The organism is Marinobacter sp. KM021, assembly GCF_050707965.1.
In the GTDB taxonomy this organism is placed as follows: Bacteria; Pseudomonadota; Gammaproteobacteria; order Pseudomonadales; family Oleiphilaceae; genus Marinobacter; species Marinobacter shengliensis.
The window spans coordinates 2214919-2231087 of record NZ_CP136129.1; the positions used below are offsets into that span (position 1 = coordinate 2214919).

The 16169-nt window shown below is 59.1% G+C and carries 17 protein-coding genes; 6 read left to right on the forward strand and 11 right to left on the reverse strand.

Features of this window, described 5'->3' with window-relative positions; translation table 11 throughout:
- Positions 1 to 254 precede the first annotated feature (254 nt).
- The 6 genes from RVM24_RS10400 to bioB all read right to left on the reverse strand — a co-directional run bounded on the left by RVM24_RS10400 (position 255) and on the right by bioB (position 5430).
- On the reverse strand, positions 255 to 974 hold the full coding sequence (locus RVM24_RS10400) for a putative metalloprotease CJM1_0395 family protein (RefSeq protein WP_374812280.1): 720 nt from the start codon (positions 972 to 974) through the stop codon (positions 255 to 257).
- Positions 975 to 990: 16 nt separating this feature from the next.
- Entirely contained in the window at positions 991 to 1236 is a 246-nt protein-coding gene (locus RVM24_RS10405; protein ID WP_072676701.1) for a flagellar basal body rod C-terminal domain-containing protein, read from the reverse strand.
- Positions 1237 to 1285: 49 nt separating this feature from the next.
- Positions 1286 to 1990: a dethiobiotin synthase gene (gene bioD, locus RVM24_RS10410; protein ID WP_431475373.1), complete on the reverse strand. Its 705-nt coding sequence runs from the start codon at positions 1988 to 1990 to the stop codon at positions 1286 to 1288.
- A 177-nt stretch (positions 1991 to 2167) separates the two neighbouring features.
- Complete coding sequence (gene bioC, locus RVM24_RS10415; RefSeq protein ID WP_286251020.1) at positions 2168 to 3007, reverse strand: malonyl-ACP O-methyltransferase BioC; 840 nt, start codon at positions 3005 to 3007, stop codon at positions 2168 to 2170.
- Entirely contained in the window at positions 3004 to 4191 is a 1188-nt protein-coding gene (gene bioF / locus RVM24_RS10420) for an 8-amino-7-oxononanoate synthase (RefSeq protein WP_431475374.1), read from the reverse strand. Before bioF ends, bioC begins: the two co-directional genes overlap by 4 nt.
- 180 nt (positions 4192 to 4371) lie before the next feature.
- Positions 4372 to 5430 carry a biotin synthase BioB gene (gene bioB, locus RVM24_RS10425; RefSeq protein WP_286922054.1) on the reverse strand — a complete coding sequence of 353 codons (1059 nt, stop codon included), beginning with the start codon at positions 5428 to 5430 and terminating at the stop codon, positions 4372 to 4374.
- Positions 5431 to 5481: 51 nt separating this feature from the next.
- Between bioB and RVM24_RS10430 the strand changes: the two genes are divergently transcribed.
- Positions 5482 to 6210, forward strand: a complete 729-nt coding sequence (locus RVM24_RS10430; RefSeq protein WP_106694991.1) for a ComF family protein — start codon at positions 5482 to 5484, stop codon at positions 6208 to 6210.
- Positions 6211 to 6403: 193 nt separating this feature from the next.
- On the opposite strand, the gene RVM24_RS10435 is transcribed toward RVM24_RS10430, so the two are convergent.
- A complete protein-coding gene (locus RVM24_RS10435) occupies positions 6404 to 7528 on the reverse strand; it encodes an NAD(P)/FAD-dependent oxidoreductase (protein WP_431475375.1) in 1125 nt (374 codons plus the stop codon).
- A gap of 125 nt (positions 7529 to 7653) precedes the next feature.
- Between RVM24_RS10435 and RVM24_RS10440 the strand changes: the two genes are divergently transcribed.
- The 5 genes from RVM24_RS10440 to cmoB are packed head-to-tail and all read left to right on the forward strand — an operon-like array spanning position 7654 to position 11256.
- Positions 7654 to 8076, forward strand: coding sequence for a hypothetical protein (locus tag RVM24_RS10440; RefSeq protein ID WP_058092060.1), 423 nt, complete (start codon positions 7654 to 7656; stop codon positions 8074 to 8076).
- A gap of 5 nt (positions 8077 to 8081) precedes the next feature.
- Positions 8082 to 9101 (forward strand): serine/threonine protein kinase, encoded by a 1020-nt coding sequence (locus tag RVM24_RS10445; protein WP_431475376.1) that lies wholly within the window; start codon positions 8082 to 8084, stop codon positions 9099 to 9101.
- A gap of 21 nt (positions 9102 to 9122) precedes the next feature.
- On the forward strand, positions 9123 to 9491 hold the full coding sequence (locus RVM24_RS10450) for a kinase (RefSeq protein WP_152438701.1): 369 nt from the start codon (positions 9123 to 9125) through the stop codon (positions 9489 to 9491).
- Positions 9484 to 10242, forward strand: coding sequence for a carboxy-S-adenosyl-L-methionine synthase CmoA (cmoA, locus tag RVM24_RS10455; protein ID WP_106694989.1), 759 nt, complete (start codon positions 9484 to 9486; stop codon positions 10240 to 10242). Before RVM24_RS10450 ends, cmoA begins: the two co-directional genes overlap by 8 nt.
- Positions 10243 to 10263: 21 nt before the next feature.
- Entirely contained in the window at positions 10264 to 11256 is a 993-nt protein-coding gene (gene cmoB / locus RVM24_RS10460; protein ID WP_431475377.1) for a tRNA 5-methoxyuridine(34)/uridine 5-oxyacetic acid(34) synthase CmoB, read from the forward strand.
- A gap of 69 nt (positions 11257 to 11325) precedes the next feature.
- On the opposite strand, the gene RVM24_RS10465 is transcribed toward cmoB, so the two are convergent.
- The 4 genes from RVM24_RS10465 to hflK form a co-directional block, all read right to left on the reverse strand.
- Positions 11326 to 12621 (reverse strand): adenylosuccinate synthase, encoded by a 1296-nt coding sequence (locus tag RVM24_RS10465; protein WP_061331573.1) that lies wholly within the window; start codon positions 12619 to 12621, stop codon positions 11326 to 11328.
- A 74-nt stretch (positions 12622 to 12695) separates the two neighbouring features.
- On the reverse strand, positions 12696 to 13877 hold the full coding sequence (locus RVM24_RS10470) for an ATP phosphoribosyltransferase regulatory subunit (RefSeq protein ID WP_106694987.1): 1182 nt from the start codon (positions 13875 to 13877) through the stop codon (positions 12696 to 12698).
- A 174-nt stretch (positions 13878 to 14051) separates the two neighbouring features.
- Positions 14052 to 14927 (reverse strand): protease modulator HflC, encoded by an 876-nt coding sequence (hflC, locus tag RVM24_RS10475; RefSeq protein WP_061331575.1) that lies wholly within the window; start codon positions 14925 to 14927, stop codon positions 14052 to 14054.
- A gap of 3 nt (positions 14928 to 14930) precedes the next feature.
- Positions 14931 to 16121 (reverse strand): FtsH protease activity modulator HflK, encoded by a 1191-nt coding sequence (gene hflK / locus RVM24_RS10480; protein ID WP_106694986.1) that lies wholly within the window; start codon positions 16119 to 16121, stop codon positions 14931 to 14933.
- Between the last annotated feature and the right edge of the window lie 48 nt (positions 16122 to 16169).

Here is a 16169-nt window from a genome sequence, read left to right on the forward strand (position 1 = left end):
TCCACCTCGGTTTTCGGACTCGGCTGAAACAGATAACAGCCTTTGGCCTTGGGTTTGCTCAGACACTGCGACACATCGCATCACAGCCTTAATTAAACACTTGTTTGAAACATACGTTTTGCGACACAGAATTGTCAATAGCCTTGGCTAAAAATTGTGTTGCATTGTGTGTTCACCGAAGCGGAAAACACCGCCACAACAACAATGGGAAACCGCCGGAGCTGACGGATTGAGGGATGGAACAGTCAGGTAATTCAGGCAAATAAAGACGTTGGCTCGCCGAACACGCCTTCGGCCCCCTGCATGGCAGAAACGCTGCGGTAGGTTTCGTCGGCCTGGCGGGCGATGCCAGACTGGCCCTGGGCTGTCTCGTCCCGAGCCGATTCGGAACCAGGCGTTGGCTCACGCTCGCCTTCACCGGCCGCCAGCTCAGACTGCGCCTGCAACATGGTCTGCATGGCCTGGGCCGCCACCGCACGATCCTGTGCTGAGGGTTGTGCCGGCGCCATGGCGGCCGCTCGCACCACACGCATTTTCTCGATAGTTGCCTGCGGATCGCCGGCGACCGGGGAGACATCGATGGGGACTTCACCGCCCACGGCGTACTGGGCACCGTCAGGGCCGCGCTGATAGGTAAACGACATAGCTCCGGCGTACTGACCGCCGACTGCCTGGTGCGCCGCCTCATGGGCCCGAACTTCCCGGTCCCTGGCTTTCAGCTCGCTCAGCTGTTTAAGCTCGGCCTCCGTGAGCCCCTGCAGGTCGGCCTTTGCATCCGCGTCACCATCGACAAATCGGGAGGCTGATCTGGCGTCGGAGGACTGCTCAACACCCCGGGTACGATCATCAGCATCGGTAGAGAAGCCTTCACCGGGCGTTGTCGAGGAAACACCACTCGGCGGAATGCTGCCAGTCGCCGACGCGGCACCGGAAACCACCGGATAAACAGGGGGAATCGAGGAAAGGATATTCACGGCTCAGTAGTCAGGGTCAGGCGCGGATGTCCAGGAGTGTTCCCAGAGTTTCGTCAGCCGTCTTCACAACCTGTGCGGACGCCTCAACACTGCGCTCGTAGAGCGTCATTTCAATCAGTGGCTCAGCCAGATTACCCGCACCCTCAGCAGAACCCTGAGGGCCGTCAACACCGCCACGGGCAATCTTCCGGGCCGCATTTTCCATGCCCGCCATGCCATCCTGGATACCTTGGATACCAAGAGAAAGGGTGTTGTTGATCATGTCTAGGCCACCTATGACAACAGATTGACTTATTTACTCACAGATTTGGTCAAATTTCAATCAACGGGCGAATATTCAGGAATCTTGCCAGGACTTTCGGCAACTGGTCAGCCGGAGTGCCATCCAACCACGGCAAAACACCCAGGCATGGTGCCCCGAGGTGCGTTGTCAGATAGTTAAGGGTGTCCTGCTCACAACTCATGACATTCTCTTCGGGGTGATTGGCTACCCAGCCTGCCACGAACAGACCATCGGCCCTGATGGCCTCCGCGGTGAGCATGGCGTGGTTAATACAGCCAAGTTTCAGGGGCACGACCAATACCACATCCAGCCCCAGCTCCCGGGGCACCGCTGCGTAGGTTTCCCGATCGTTGAGGGGAACCCGCCAGCCACCAGCACCCTCAATCAGCATCAGGTCAGCGGGCCGAATCTGCAGGCCACGGCAAAAGCCCACAAGGCGCTGGGCCGTGATGTTCTTGCCCGCCTGTTGCGCCGCAACGTGGGGGGCAATGGCCGGCTCCAGTGCTATGGGGTTGAGGGCATCGTAGGGAAGCTCTTCGGTAATGGCGGCCTGCAACATCAGGGCGTCTTCATTACGCAGTCCATCCGGGGTCTGCTCGCACCCTGACGCAATAGGTTTCATCGCCAGCGTGCGCTTTCCCAGCTGCCGGGCAGCCTCCAGAATGGCAGCAGCAGCGATCGTTTTACCCACGCCAGTGTCGGTGCCTGTTACGAAGTAGGTTTTTTTTGCCATTTTCTGGGGTTCCTGCTGCATCTTTTTGGGGCGCCAAGTGAGTGTGTGGTGCGTCTTTCCGGGACACGCTCAAGACTTCCATGTGCGCTTAGATCGGGCCATCCCTGGCCCTCTATAGTCCCGGAAAGACGCACCACACCCTCACCGCAAACTTTCAAGATTGCCGTCCTTATTCGATCACTGAAAATCGTAATTACTCGGCTTTGACCAGTACAACCAGCCAGCGTGATAACTGGCGATGATCTCGCCATTACCTTGTTTTGGATAAGCAGCACACATCGCCTTGAATCGTCCCGGGGCGGTGATGGTTCTGCGGCGCTCTTCGCCCTTGAACACGGCACCGAGGTGTTTGAGCTCCCGGTTCAGGGCCATGGGGGAGTCATAGGGCAAAGCCAGGGTTGCCGTGTCCAAGGTGGAACCAGGGAGCTGCTGGCCGGTTAATCGCTTCCAGTCCGCATAGCGGGTAAAACGGTTTACATGGGGCTGGCCGGGGTCGGCGTAGGCCCAGGCTTGCTTGAGTTCTTCGAGGGTGCCTTCCAGCAAGGTGGAGATGGCGAGGATGCCGCCGGGTTTGAGGATTCTTTGGCATTCGGCCAAGACGGCTTCCGGTCGGGTGCTCCACTGTATCATCAGGTTGCTGTAGATCAGGTCGGTGCTGTTGTCTGGCAGCGGGAGCTGTTCGGCGTCTGCGTTGAGCCAGCGGATGGTCTCGGAGCTGCAGGCTTTAGCCTGCTGCAACATGCCGGGGGCCAGGTCTGCGCCGGTGATGGCGGCGTTCGGGTATTGGCTTGCCAGTTTGCGGGTGAACCAGCCGGTACCGCAGCCGAGATCCAGGATAGTTGCCGGCTTCAGGTTCTCCGGTATGTTGGCGAGCATGGTGTCGCCCATGGCTTTTTGCAGGCGGGAGGCGCTGTCGTAGGTCTGGCTGGCGCCGCCGAACCCCCGGGCAATGCAGGCTTTACTGCCGGTTCCGCCTTCGGCACGGGTTATTGCCGTCAGATCGCTGTAGGCGCTCATACCGCAACAGGCTCCTGAGCAGCCTGCTCCGGCAACAGGGAGCGGCACTGGGCCAAAGCTTGCAGCAATCGATCGAGTTGCTCTTCAGAATGCGCGGCGCTCAGGGTTACCCGCAACCGGGCCTCGCCTTCCGGCACCGTGGGCGGGCGGATGGCCGTGACCAGTATGCCCTGTTCCTCCAGTGCCCGGCTCAATGCCAAAGCTGCATGGTTATCCCCCACCATAATGGGCTGGATGGGCGTGTGCGACGGCATCAGTTGATAACCCAGCTGCTGCGCCCCGGAACGGAACCGGGCAATCAGTGCCTGCAAATGGGCGCGGCGAGCATCATCCTGCTCAATCAAATCAATACTGGCACAGCTTGCCAGCGCCACCGCCGGCGGCATGGCGGTGGTGTAGATGTAGGTTCGGGCCTTCTGCACCAGATAATCCATCAACACCTCCGGCCCGGCCACAAACGCACCGCTAGTACCCACCGCCTTGCCAAGAGTGCCAATCAAAACCGGCACCTCATCCTCAGACAACCCGGCCTCAAGCACACTGCCCCGCCCCTGGGGTCCAAGCACACCCAAACCATGGGCATCATCCACCACCAACAGGGCATCGTGGGCCTTACACACCCGGGCAAGTTCCTTCAGCGGCGCGATATCACCGTCCATACTGAACACACCATCGGTCACCACCAGCTTGTGCCCCGACGTCTCCGCCAACATCCGCTCCAACGCCGCCACATCGCCGTGGCCATAACGCCGAACACGAGCCCGGCTAAGGATGCAGCCATCAATAATCGACGCATGATTCAAGCGGTCAGAAAAAATCGTATCCCCTCGCCCCGCCAACGCCGAAATCACACCCATGTTCGCCATGTAACCGGTGGAAAAAAACAACGCCGAACTACGCCGGGTAAACGCCGCCAGCCGCTGCTCCAGCTGATGATGGGCATCATGGTGCCCGCACACCAGATGAGAAGCTGCCCCACCCAACCCGGTCTCGGCCAATGCATCACGCAGCGTGGCGATATTGCCAGGGTGATTAGCCAGCCCAAGGTAATCGTTGCTGCAAAACGACAACAGCTCTGCCCCGTCTGTGACCAACTCCGGCTTCTGAGGCCCGGAAACCAGGCGGCGAGAGCGGTACAAGCCATCTCGCTTACGCTGTTCAATCTCCAGGGAAAAATCGCGCATAAATCACCACAGGTCAGCTACAAAGCCATAAGGCCAGCACAGTGATTGACGGTGAAGGCCGGGGAGCCCTTTTCGGGACTATAAAGGGCCAGGGATGGCCCGTCCTAAGCGCACAGGGACGTTTCAAGCGTGTCCCGAAAAGGGCTCCCCGGCCTTTGCCCCACTCCCAAACTGTATTACTCAGGCAGACTCCCGAGTAGCGTCATAAAACATGTGCCGCGTGGCCTCATACTCCACCGCCTCAGCCAACGCCTCAGTCTCCTGCTCCTCGGTAGCACACTGCTCCCGCTGCTCCGGCCGAATCCCCAGCTTGCGGAACAACTGCATATCCGCATCCGCCTCAGGATTGGACGTGGTCAGCAACTTCTCGCCATAGAAAATGGAATTGGCACCCGCCATGAAACACAACGCCTGCATCTGCTCATTCATCTGCTCGCGACCCGCAGACAACCGAACATGGGACGCCGGCATCATAATCCGCGCCACCGCAATCAACCGGATAAAATCAAACGGCTCCAGGTCTTCAACATTTTCCAGCGGTGTACCCTTCACCTTCACCAGCATATTCACCGGCACACTCTCCGGGTGCTGCGGCAGATTCGCCAGCTGAACCAGCAAACCAACCCGGTCATCTTCGTCTTCACCCATCCCCATGATGCCACCACAGCAGACCTTCATGCCCGCCTTGCGCACGTTATCCAGGGTATCCAGGCGGTCCTGGTAGGTGCGGGTTGTGATGATGTGGTTGTAATACTTCTCCGACGTATCCAGGTTGTGGTTGTAGTAATCCAACCCGGCGTCGGCCAGCTCGCGTGCTTCTTCTTCCTTCAGCATGCCCAGGGTCATGCAGGTTTCCATGCCCAGGGATTTAACCTGCTTTACCATATCGAGGACATAAGGCATGTCTTTTTTGGACGGACTGCGCCAGGCCGCCCCCATACAGAACCGGGAAGCCCCTTTCTGCTTCGCCGCCCGGGCTTCCGCCACCACCTTCTCAATCTCCAGCAGCTTTTCCTTCTCCAGCCCGGTGTTGTAATGGCCACTCTGGGGGCAATACTTGCAGTCTTCCGGGCAGGCACCGGTCTTGATGCTCAACAGGGTGCTGACCTGCACTTCGTTTGGGTCAAAGTGCTCGCGGTGCACGGTCTGGGCCCGGAATAGCAAATCGTTGAACGGCAGATTGAAAAGATCCCGGGCTTCCTGAAGTGTCCAGTCGTGACGCAGTGCTGTGGCGGTCATGGCAAAGTCCTGTTAACCTTCGCAAGGTTTTTGGTTTACGGATAAACCGAGATGATAAACGGACTGAACCCGCTGTCAACCTTCATTGAACGAAAGGTTAACAGCGTACAGAGTGGAGGCCGCTGCGTCAGCTGCCTGTCACCCCATGCACACCATGGGCTGTGCACTGGCTGCCGGGACGACCTGCCGGCCAATCGCTGGCATTGCCACAGTTGCGCCCTGCCCCTGGCCTTTGCCACACCGGGTATGCGGTGCGGCGAATGCCAGACACTGCCCCCGCCCTTTTCCCGATCGCTGATTCCCTGGCGCTACCAGTACCCGGTGGATGGCATGATTGGCCGCTACAAGTATCAGGGCCACCGCAAGTTTGCGCGCCCGCTGTTAATCGGTTTCGCCAGCTTTCTGGAACAGCACCTTGAGCCGGAGCAGAAACCGGATGTTCTGATTCCCGCCCCGATGCACTGGCTCAGGCGCTGGCAACGGGGCTTTAATCAGGCCCAGGACATTGCCGAGTTTGTTGGCGCCCGGCTGGACATTCCGGTCGCGGCCGGGGTGGTGCGCCGGTCGCGAAGGGTGAAGGCTCAGCGGAGTCTGAACAGGGCTGCGCGACTGCAGAATCTGCGGGATGTGTTTGAGGTGCGCGGAGTGGTGCCGGAGCGGGTGGCGATTGTTGATGATGTGGTTACCACGGGGGCTACGGTCAGGGTTCTTGCTTCTGCGTTGAAGGAAGCGGGGGCTGGCGACATTCAGGTTTGGGCTTTGGCTCGGACTCCTGGCTAGGAGGTCCGGGAAACTGGTCGGGGACCTTTGTCTGGTGTCAGCAGCGATGAGGTCGCCCTTTCCGGGACACGCTCAAGGCATCCTGCTCGCTTAGGACGGGCCATCCATGGCCCTTTATAGTCCCGGAAAGGGCGACCTCATCGCTGCACTACCGGCTGCGTGGGTTTCCCCGACCACCAAAGGCAGTTCTCCCCTACATCCTACTTTTCTCGTCTAATAGCAGTTTCACCTCTTCGGCTATTGCCAAGCATGATGTCAGTCCCGGTGATTCAATTCCAAACAGATTAACCAGGCCGGGCAGTCCGTGTTGTGCCGGGCCGTCTATGCGGAAATCGAAGAAATCGCCATCGGGTCCAGTAAGCTTCGGGCGAATACCGGCATAGGCCGGTTGAAGGCGGTCTGCATCCAGGCCTGGCCACCATTGCCGGATGCCGTCGGCAAAGGCGTGCACCCGGTCAGGATTCACCGTGTAGTCTTCGTCGGGAATCCATTCCACGTCGGGACCAAAGAGGGCCTGGTTGGCGAGATCCAGGGTGAGGTGGACGCCCAGGCCGCCAGGCTCGGGCAAGGGGTAAATCAGGGTATTGAAGGGGTGTCTGCCTGCATAGCTGAAATAAACGCCACGGGCCAGCCACTGTTCCGGGCGGGCGGTCGCGGGCAGGCCTTGCCATTGCTGGGCCAGGCGGGGTGCACCTAAACCGGCGGCGTTGATGACTTCAGAAGCCTCAAGTTTTACACGCTGGCTGCCACCCAGGGTCAGGGTATGCTTCCCGCCGTCGGATTCTGCGGCCAGCACCGGGCTGTTCAACACCAGTTGTCCGCCAGCATCCTCCAGCTCCCCCAACAGCGATAGCATCAGGCCATGGCTGTCGATAATCCCGGTTTCCGGAGACCACAGACCGGCCCGGGCGTTGATGGCAGAGAGTTGTCGGGTTATGTCCCGGCCATCGCGAAGCTGCAATTCGACGCCATTGCCCGCCGCCTGTGCCTGGATGCCGGAAAGGCGGTCCGTCTGGGCAAGGTTGGTTGCGATGATCCACTTGCCGCATTTGCGATGGCCTACCTTGCGGCTGTCACAGTAGTCATACAACAGTTCACGGCCCCGAACGCAACAATGGGCTTTCAGGGACCCGTGGGGATAATAGATTCCAGCGTGCATAACCTCGCTGTTGCGGGATGAGATGCCCTCGCCGAAGCGGGAGGCCGCCTCCAGCACCAGGACCTCCCGGCCGGTCAGAGCCAGTTGCCGGCCAATGGCAAGGCCAACCACGCCGGCGCCAATGACCACCGTCTGTATGCTAAAACGCTCTTCGCTCACGATTTCTGACCATTTATCGATATCAAACGAGGAAATTACCGCAGATAACCGCTGACTGCATTACCTCTAACCCCAGAACCGTTATACTTCATCCTACGGGTACCAGGACGCACGGAGCAGGGATTATGTCAGACAGGAAGCAGTTCATTACGGTTATGGTGGTTGCCGCGCTGTTCGTTAGCTGGATTGGCTGGCGAGGGTTTGAGGTTATCAGCCTGAACGATCAATTGATGGCCGATAAAACCGTGGCCAGTTACCCATACCAGCACAGGGTGCTCCGGGTGGAAGGGGATACGGCGGTGATCAGCTCGCTGCGCTCCCACTCGGTCTCGACTCAGCAGGCATTGTCTGCGGTGTTCCCGAGCATGCGTCATCTGGCGGACACTCACCGGGACTGGCAAAGGGCGGAGCGTGAGTTGGCGCAGGTCCAGGCCCGGGCCGGCGATATTATTCTGGCAACCTCGGGCGTCAATCGTGTTCGGTGGGAACTGGACGAAAACTGGTATCATCTGCAATCCATGAAATCCCGATACAACACGGCCTTCTGAATTTTATGCAACATGAGCCTCCGGAACTGACAACGTCCACACATCCCTACGATCAACTCACCCCGGAAGTGATCCTGGACGCGCTCGAGGAAGCAGGTTTTGCCGTCAGCGGCCGGCTGTTCGCCCTGAACAGTTACGAGAACCGGGTTTACCAGATAGGGCTGGACGATGGCCCGCCGGTGATTGCCAAGTTCTATCGCCCGGGTCGCTGGAGCGAAGCCGCGATCCGGGAGGAGCATGAATTCTCACTGGCCTTGCAACAAGCCGACATTCCGGTGGTCGCACCGATGGTCATGCCCGGGGGCGATACCCTGGGCCAGCATCAGGCATTTCTGTTTGCGGTTTTCCCCCAGCGCGGCGGGCAGGCACCAGACACCAGCGTCACAGACACGCTGTACCGACTGGGCCAGTGGCTGGGGCAGATCCATAACCTTGGGGCGCTGAAATCCTTCAACCACCGGCCGGGGTTTGACCTGATCCAGGGGTTGGAAGAGCACAATGCGCTGCTGGTCAACGGAGGCTGGGTGCCGGACGACCTGCGCCCGGCCTGGGATAGCCTGATCCCGGATCTGATTGCCGGCTGCCGCCAACGTATGGCAGACGCGGGAACCGTTGATACCCTGCGAATTCACGGAGACTGCCATGCCGGCAACATTCTGTGCCGGGACGAATCCATGCTGTTTGTAGACCTGGATGACTGTCGCACAGGGCCGGCCGTGCAGGACATGTGGCTGCTGCTTAACGGCGAAGCCTCCGAACGCGGGGCGCAGCTCGGCGAGTTGATTGAAGGCTATGAGATGTTCCGGGACTTCAACCGCCGGGAACGACATCTGATTGAGCCCCTGCGGTGTTATCGGCAAATCGCCCATTGCGCCTGGCTTGCCCGGCGCTGGGAAGATCCGGCCTTTCCACGGTTCTTCCCCTGGTTTGCCCAACCCAGATTTTGGTCAGACCAGATCCTGGCCCTTCGCGAACAACTTTCCGCACTTCAGGAACCGGCCATCAGCCTGCCCGGGCAATTCTGATCATCATTCAACGAGGTACCCATGAGCGATAACGACGAAGCCCGTTATACCGTCCGCAGCCTTATTGTGACCGGCATAGCCGCCATCATCGGCACCGTCCTGGTGTTAGAGGCCACCGGCCGCATTGACCATACCGAACACAAGGACCATGTGCCGGTCGGCGACTTCAAGGCTATTCATATCCAGCCCGGCGACAGCTTCCGGATGTCCAGAAAGTCCTCAGAGCTGCACGCTGTGTGCGAGAATGGCTACCTGGCCATCGCCGCCGATGTCGATCCATCCTTTCGGGGCATCCTGGTAGATTACAAGAACCGGGGTGTACGCTGCCAGCGGCCCTCTCCCACGGACCTGGCCCCAGCTAAAGGTTCTGAAGAGGACGGCGATGAGTAAGGGCAAATCCGGGGCACCTGAGCAGCTGACCGACCGCCTGTTCGCTACCGAACGCAACCCCGAGGATTTCCGGTTCGATGCTTCGGTGGCCAGGGTCTTTCCCGACATGATTCGCCGGTCGGTGCCCGGCTACACCACCATCATCCCGATGATTGAGGTGATCACCGAGCAGTACGTACAACCAGCCTCCCATTGCTATGATCTGGGTTGCTCGCTGGGCGCTTCCACCCTGGCCATGCGCCACGGCATTCCTCACCGCGACTGCACCCTGGTGGGTGTCGACAACTCCAGCGCCATGATCGAGCGTTGCGAGCACTACATCGCACTGGATGACCACGAACTGCCGGTTACCCTGCGCTGCGAGGACATTCTCGAAACAGAACTGAGCCGAGCCTCGGTAACCACATTGAACTTTACCCTGCAGTTCGTACCACCGGAGCAGCGGCTGGCCCTGCTTACCCGGATTGCCAAGGCAACCCTGCCAGGCGGCGTACTGATCCTGTCAGAAAAAATCCGCTTTGAATCGGAAACCGAGCAGGATATCCAGACGCGGCTGCACCACGAGTTCAAGCGCGCCAACGGCTACTCCGACCTGGAAATAAGCCAGAAACGGGCAGCCATCGAAAAGGTATTGATTCCGGAAACCCTGGCCGCCCACCGTGACCGGCTGATACAGGCTGGCTTTGATCAGGTACTGGTCTGGTACCAGTGCTTCAACTTTGTTTCCATACTGGCCCTCAAGAACCGCTGATCCCAGGACATAACCGACCCCATGGCACTTTTCGACTGGCGAGCGCACTTTCTCCCGTTCATCGACTTCCTGCAACAGTCCGGGCATGAGCCCTGGGCAGAGCGACTTACCCGCCAACTGATTGCCCGGTTTGAAGACAACCCCCACGGCGACCTGCCCCGCTGGCAAAGCGCACTGGATCTGTTACCCGAGGTGCCCGGTGTTGCCGCTGACCTGAACTGTTCCGCCATTACCCTGTCGGCTCCCGACCCACTGACCCAGGCGCAGAGTGAAAGTCTAGAACAGGGCCTGCGGGGCCTGATGCCCTGGCGAAAAGGCCCATTCGAGTTCTTCGGCACCCACATAGACACCGAATGGCGATCAGACTGGAAATGGGACCGGGTTGCTCCTCATCTGTCAGACCTCCGGGGCAGAACCATTCTCGACGTTGGCTGCGGCTCCGGCTACCACTGCTGGCGCATGGCCGGGGCTGGCGCCGGCCGCGTTGTAGGCATCGACCCCGGTCTGCTGTTCATGTTCCAGTTTCTGGCAGTCAAGGGTTACCTGGGTGAGGTTCCGGTAGACCTGCTACCGGTGCGAATGGAGGACTTACCGGACAGCCTGAAGATGTTCGACACCACCTTTTCGATGGGTGTTCTGTACCACCGTCGCTCGCCCCTGGACCACCTTCTGGAACTCAAGGGCACCCTCCGCCCAGGCGGCGAATTGGTACTGGAAACCCTGGTGGTTGACGGTCCGGAAGGCTTCAGTCTGATGCCGGAAGACCGCTACGGCCAGATGCGCAATGTCTGGTTCCTGCCCAGTTGCCCCACCCTCTTACGCTGGCTGGACAGGACCGGGTTTAGCAATGCGCGGGTGGTGGATGTCAGCGACACCACCACCGAGGAACAACGGCAGACGGACTGGATGCGTTTCAACTCTCTGGCGGATTTTCTCGACCCGAACGATTCGAGCAAAACCGTCGAAGGCTATCCGGGACCCAAGCGCGCAACCATCATCGCCGAGAAGCCCTGACGTAATACCCGAACATAAAAAAAACCGCCTGAGGCGTGACAGCCAAAGGCGGTTTTTTGTTCTTCGAGCTTACTCTCCGAACGGATGGCGCAGAGTAATGGTCTCCACCCGGTCAGGGCCCGTGGAGATAATATCGATCGGCGCTTCAATCTGCTCCTCCAGGAAGCGGATGTAGGCCTTGGCATTCTCTGGCAGCTGGTCAACGGTGGTCAGGCCTACCGTGCTCTCGCTCCAGCCCGGCAGCTCCTCATACACCGGTTCAATATCCTTGTAGCTATCGCAACCAATGGGCGGGCGGGTAATCTCACCATTCGGTGTCTTGTAGCCAACGCACACCTTCACCGTTTCCAGGCCATCCAGCACGTCCAGTTTGGTCAGGCAAATGCCAGACACGCTGTTGATCTGGATGGCGTGGCGCAGGGCCACCGCATCAAACCAGCCACAACGGCGGGAGCGGCCGGTGGTGGTGCCAACTTCGTTACCTTTTACCGCCAGGTGCTGGCCCATGTCGTCAAACAGCTCGGTCGGGAAAGGACCTGAGCCAACACGAGTGGTGTAGGCCTTGGTAATGCCCAGCACGTAGTCCAGGAACATCGGGCCAAAACCGGAGCCCGTGGCGGTGCCGCCAGCGGTGGTGTTGGACGAGGTAACGTACGGGTAGGTACCCAGATCGATATCCAGCAGAGAGCCCTGAGCACCTTCGAACAGGATGTTCTCGCCGCGCTTGCGGTAGTCGTGCAGAATATCGGTGACATCTGCAGACATGGGCAGGATTTCCTCACCCATCTGCTTCAATTCGGCCAGGGCCGCATCGATGTCTTCCGCCTCTTCCTTGAAATACTCGGTCAGCACGAAGTTGTGGTAAGACATGATTTCCCGCAGCTTTACTTCAAAGTCTGCCAGATTGCACAGATCGCCCAGACGCACGCCACGGCGTGATACCTTGTCTTCGTATGCGGGACCAATACCACGGCCAGTGGTGCCAATCTTTTCGTTACCCTTGGCGCGCTCGCGGGCCTGATCAATACGCACGTGGGTACGCAGGATGATCGGGCAGGCCAGGCTGATCTTCAGGCGATCGCGCACGGCCACACCGTTGGCTTCCAGTTCACGGACTTCTTTCAGCAGGGCCTCCGGTGACAACACCACGCCATTGCCAATCAGGCACTGGACATTCTTCCTGAGAATACCGGAAGGGATCAGGTGCAGCGCTGTTTTCTTGCCCTCGATCACCAGTGTGTGTCCGGCATTATGGCCACCCTGAAAGCGCACCACCGCAGCTACTTTGTCTGTCAGCAGGTCAACAATCTTGCCCTTGCCTTCATCACCCCATTGGGTGCCCAGCACAACAACGTTTTTACCCATGATTCTCTCTCAATTCAGACGAGCCGAAGGCTCAAGTCCTGCACATTAATCCAGTGAAACCGACACCTGGCGACTCAGGCCAGTGCCTCGACAACCCACTTACCATCCTTTTTGACCAACTGACGATCACAGCCACGCTCGGCTGGATTGGTGTCAGTGTCATCGGGCAAGGCCCGTACCACCGTTTCCGTCATTCTCAGGCCGGAGATCACACCTTCAAGGGCTGAATCCGTCTCCGCAGGTGCCCAGATGGCACCAGACCTTTTGGACGGACGTTCCCCCAGTGACACCAGGGCCCGGATATCGAGACTGAATCCTGTGGCAGGGCGAGCCCGGCCAAAATCACTGCCGATGGCATCGTAACGGCCGCCTTTGCCCACCGCATCACCATGGCCGGGCACATAGGCCGCGAACACCAGCCCGGTGTGGTAGTTGTAGCCACGCAGTTCGCAGAAATCGAAGCCAAGACTGACCTCTGGATAATCCCTGGCCAGCATCTCTGCCACCCGCCCCAACTGATCCAGGGCCGCATCCAGGGCGGTCGAGGCGCCGCTGAGAATCGAGCGAGCCTCGTCAAGTGCTTCCACGCCCCCGCTGACCCGGGCAAGCTCACGCAGGCGTGCACCGCCCGAACCGGCAGGGCAATCGCCCAGGAGCGCATCCAGTTCAGGCACCGATTTGCGTGCCATGGCATCGAAGACGGCCGCTTCGGTGTCCCGATCAAAGCCTGCCTCGGTGATCAGGCTCTCGTAAATCGATACATGGGCCAGATCCATATGCACACGGCGCAGGCCCGCAACCCGGAGCGCTTCCAGCATCAGACTGATCACTTCAAGATCGGCGGCTTCCGAGGCACTGCCAAACAACTCGCAACCGGCCTGGATCGGCGTTCGGCCGGTCAGCATATGGCGCGGACGGGTGTGCAAGACATGGCCGGCATAACAAAGCCGGGTGATGCCTTCGTGCCCCAGGGTATGGGCATCGATGCGCGCCGCCTGTGGCGTCATGTCGGCGCGCACGCCCATCATGCGACCGGTCAACTGGTCGGTGAGCTTGAAGGTTTGAAGCTCCAGGTCGTGGCCCGTACCGGTAAAGAGGGATTCAAGGTATTCAATGAGCGGCGGGATAACCAGCTGGTAACCCCAGCGCTGGCAGGTATCCATTACATCCCGTCGCAGGGATTCGATCTGTCCGGCCAGCGGCGGCAAAATGTCTTCCACCCCGTCAGGCAGTAACCAGCGATCAGATACAGTCATGAGATTCTGTTGTCCGTTTTTCCCGCGCCGGCAAAACACTCCGGGGGAATGACTCAGGATTTAGGATGCCAGGGGCTGAAAACCCAAAGCAAAACCGGCGAAATTCTACACCGTTGGCAGACACAAAAAAACCGGAATACCGAGGTATTCCGGTTTTTTGATCTTCAGAGCCGATCAGTTGGCGCCCATCGGGTCCTTCAGGAAGCGCATGAATGCGCTGTCGGAATCGATCACCATGATGTCATCCTTGCCCGAGAAGGTATTGCGATAGGCCTGCAGGCTGCGATAGAAGCTGTAGAATTCCTCGTTGGAACCGTAAGCATCTGCGTAGATCTGCGCAGCTTCACGATCACCGGCACCGCGGGTCTGCTCGGCTTCAGCAAACGCTGTGGCCAGAATAACCGTCTGCTGGCGATCTGCATCAGCCCGGATACCCTCGGCCAGCTCCTGGCCCCGGGAACGGAATTCCTGGGCCAGCTTCTGGCGCTCAGCAGCCATCCGGCGGAAGACGTTCTCACTGACCTGCCCCGGCAGCTCAATCGCTTTTACCCGGATATCCAGGACTTCGATACCGAACTCTCCAACCACGTTGGAATTCACCCGGTCACGAAGCGTGTTCATAAGCTGATCCCTCTGGCCGGATACCACTTCGTGCATGGTGCGAACACCGAATTCATCACGCAGGCCATTATCGACCCGAGACAGAATCAGAGACCGGGCCCGGAATTCATCACCACCGGTGGAGCGGTAGAACTGGTCCACGTTACGGATGCGCCAGGCCACGTAGGAGTTTACGTCCAGAGGCTTCTTTTCCACCGTCAGGTACTGGCGAGACGGCAGGTCCATGGTCAATACCCGGATATCGAACTCGCGGATCTGGTCAATCACCGGCACCTTGAAGTGCAGGCCTGCCGGAATGTCGGTCTGAACCAATTCACCGAACCGCAGTTTAACGCCCCGGTGGGTTTCCGGGATGATGTATACACTTGACAGCACAAGCAGGACAACAATCAGAGCGCCTGCAAGGCCCACAACAGCTTTGGGTCCCATAACTTATCTGCTCCTCCGAATGTTGGTGTCCTGACGCGAGCGCAGCTCTTGCAGCACCTGGTCCGTCAGCATGCCGATATCGGCCTGGTTGCTGCCGCCCGATGAGCGGGAGCTGCTTGATGAACCACCAGTGCCTTGCATCAGACGATCCAGAGGCAGGTACATCATGTTGCCGCTGCTCTCGGTATCGATGAAGATCTTGCTGCTGTTCGCCAGCACCTGTTCCACCGCCTGAATGTACATGCGTTCGCGGGTAACCGCCGGCGCAATTTCATACACTTCCAGCAGCTGAGTGAAACGAGAGCTCTCACCTCGGGCACGCTCAACCACTTCTTCCAGATAGGCGTTGGCCTCCTCGATCAGGCGCTGGGCCTGGCCGCGAGCCTCCGGCACGATCCGGTTACGGTAGGTTTCCGCCTCTTCCTTCAGCCGCTGCTCGTCTTCCCGGGCACGCTGCACTTCACGGAAGGCATCCTGCACCGCAGAGGGTGGCTGGGTGCTTTCAACGTTGACCCGGACAACTTCAAGACCCGCGCCATATTCACGAAGAAAGCTCTGCAGGCGCTGCTCGACACGAATAGCGAGTTCAGCACGCCCTTCAGTCAGCACCTCATCCAGAGTGGAGCTACCCACTTCGTGACGCAGGGCGCTGTCCGTGGCAAACGACAGGGCTTCGTTAGAATCCCTGACGTTGAGAACGTAGTCACGGGCATTGCCTACCCGATACTGAACCTGCAGATCAACCGTTACCAGGTTTTCATCCATGGTCAGCATCTGGCCACTGGACTGGGCGGTACGAACGTTGGTTACCCCAACCTTGTACACCCGATCAATCAACGGCACCTTGAACCTCAAACCCGGGTTCTCAGTGGTGCTGTACTCACCAAACCGGAGAACAACAGCCCGTTCCTGTTCGTCTACGGTGTAGAACGACTGAAACACCACATAGCCAAGCGCCAGGATAGCTGCCAGCGCAATGACGGCACCAAACCCGCCAGCACTGCCACCGGAGCTGCTACCGCCGGAATTGCCTGAGTTGCCACCTTTGCCACCCAGCATCCTGTTCAGCTTTTCAAGGCCTTTTTTCAGCGCCTCATCCAGGTCCGGTGGCCCCTGATCATTGCCGCGACGACCACCCCCGGTTCCCCAGGGATCGTTGTCGTTACGGTTTCCACCCGGTTCATTCCAGGCCATAGTTCTCTCCGCTCATGTATTATCGAATGGCTGCAAATACTAGGGATT

Bases quoted from the DNA above. Each gene is read 5' to 3' on its own strand.
- RVM24_RS10430 (WP_106694991.1), top strand. From the start codon at position 5,482: ATGATAAACGGACTGAACCCGCTGTCAACCTTCATTGAACGAAAGGTT.
- cmoA (WP_106694989.1), top strand. From the start codon at position 9,484: ATGAGTAAGGGCAAATCCGGGGCACCTGAGCAGCTGACCGACCGCCTG.
- RVM24_RS10465 (WP_061331573.1), bottom strand. From the start codon at position 12,621: ATGGGTAAAAACGTTGTTGTGCTGGGCACCCAATGGGGTGATGAAGGC.
- bioF (WP_431475374.1), bottom strand. From the start codon at position 4,191: ATGCGCGATTTTTCCCTGGAGATTGAACAGCGTAAGCGAGATGGCTTG.
- RVM24_RS10450 (WP_152438701.1), top strand. From the start codon at position 9,123: ATGAGCGATAACGACGAAGCCCGTTATACCGTCCGCAGCCTTATTGTG.
- RVM24_RS10405 (WP_072676701.1), bottom strand. From the start codon at position 1,236: ATGATCAACAACACCCTTTCTCTTGGTATCCAAGGTATCCAGGATGGC.
- hflK (WP_106694986.1), bottom strand. From the start codon at position 16,121: ATGGCCTGGAATGAACCGGGTGGAAACCGTAACGACAACGATCCCTGG.
- bioC (WP_286251020.1), bottom strand. From the start codon at position 3,007: ATGAGCGCCTACAGCGATCTGACGGCAATAACCCGTGCCGAAGGCGGA.
- cmoB (WP_431475377.1), top strand. From the start codon at position 10,264: ATGGCACTTTTCGACTGGCGAGCGCACTTTCTCCCGTTCATCGACTTC.
- RVM24_RS10445 (WP_431475376.1), top strand. From the start codon at position 8,082: ATGCAACATGAGCCTCCGGAACTGACAACGTCCACACATCCCTACGAT.
- RVM24_RS10470 (WP_106694987.1), bottom strand. From the start codon at position 13,877: ATGACTGTATCTGATCGCTGGTTACTGCCTGACGGGGTGGAAGACATT.
- RVM24_RS10440 (WP_058092060.1), top strand. From the start codon at position 7,654: ATGTCAGACAGGAAGCAGTTCATTACGGTTATGGTGGTTGCCGCGCTG.
- bioB (WP_286922054.1), bottom strand. From the start codon at position 5,430: ATGACCGCCACAGCACTGCGTCACGACTGGACACTTCAGGAAGCCCGG.
- bioD (WP_431475373.1), bottom strand. From the start codon at position 1,990: ATGGCAAAAAAAACCTACTTCGTAACAGGCACCGACACTGGCGTGGGT.
- hflC (WP_061331575.1), bottom strand. From the start codon at position 14,927: ATGGGACCCAAAGCTGTTGTGGGCCTTGCAGGCGCTCTGATTGTTGTC.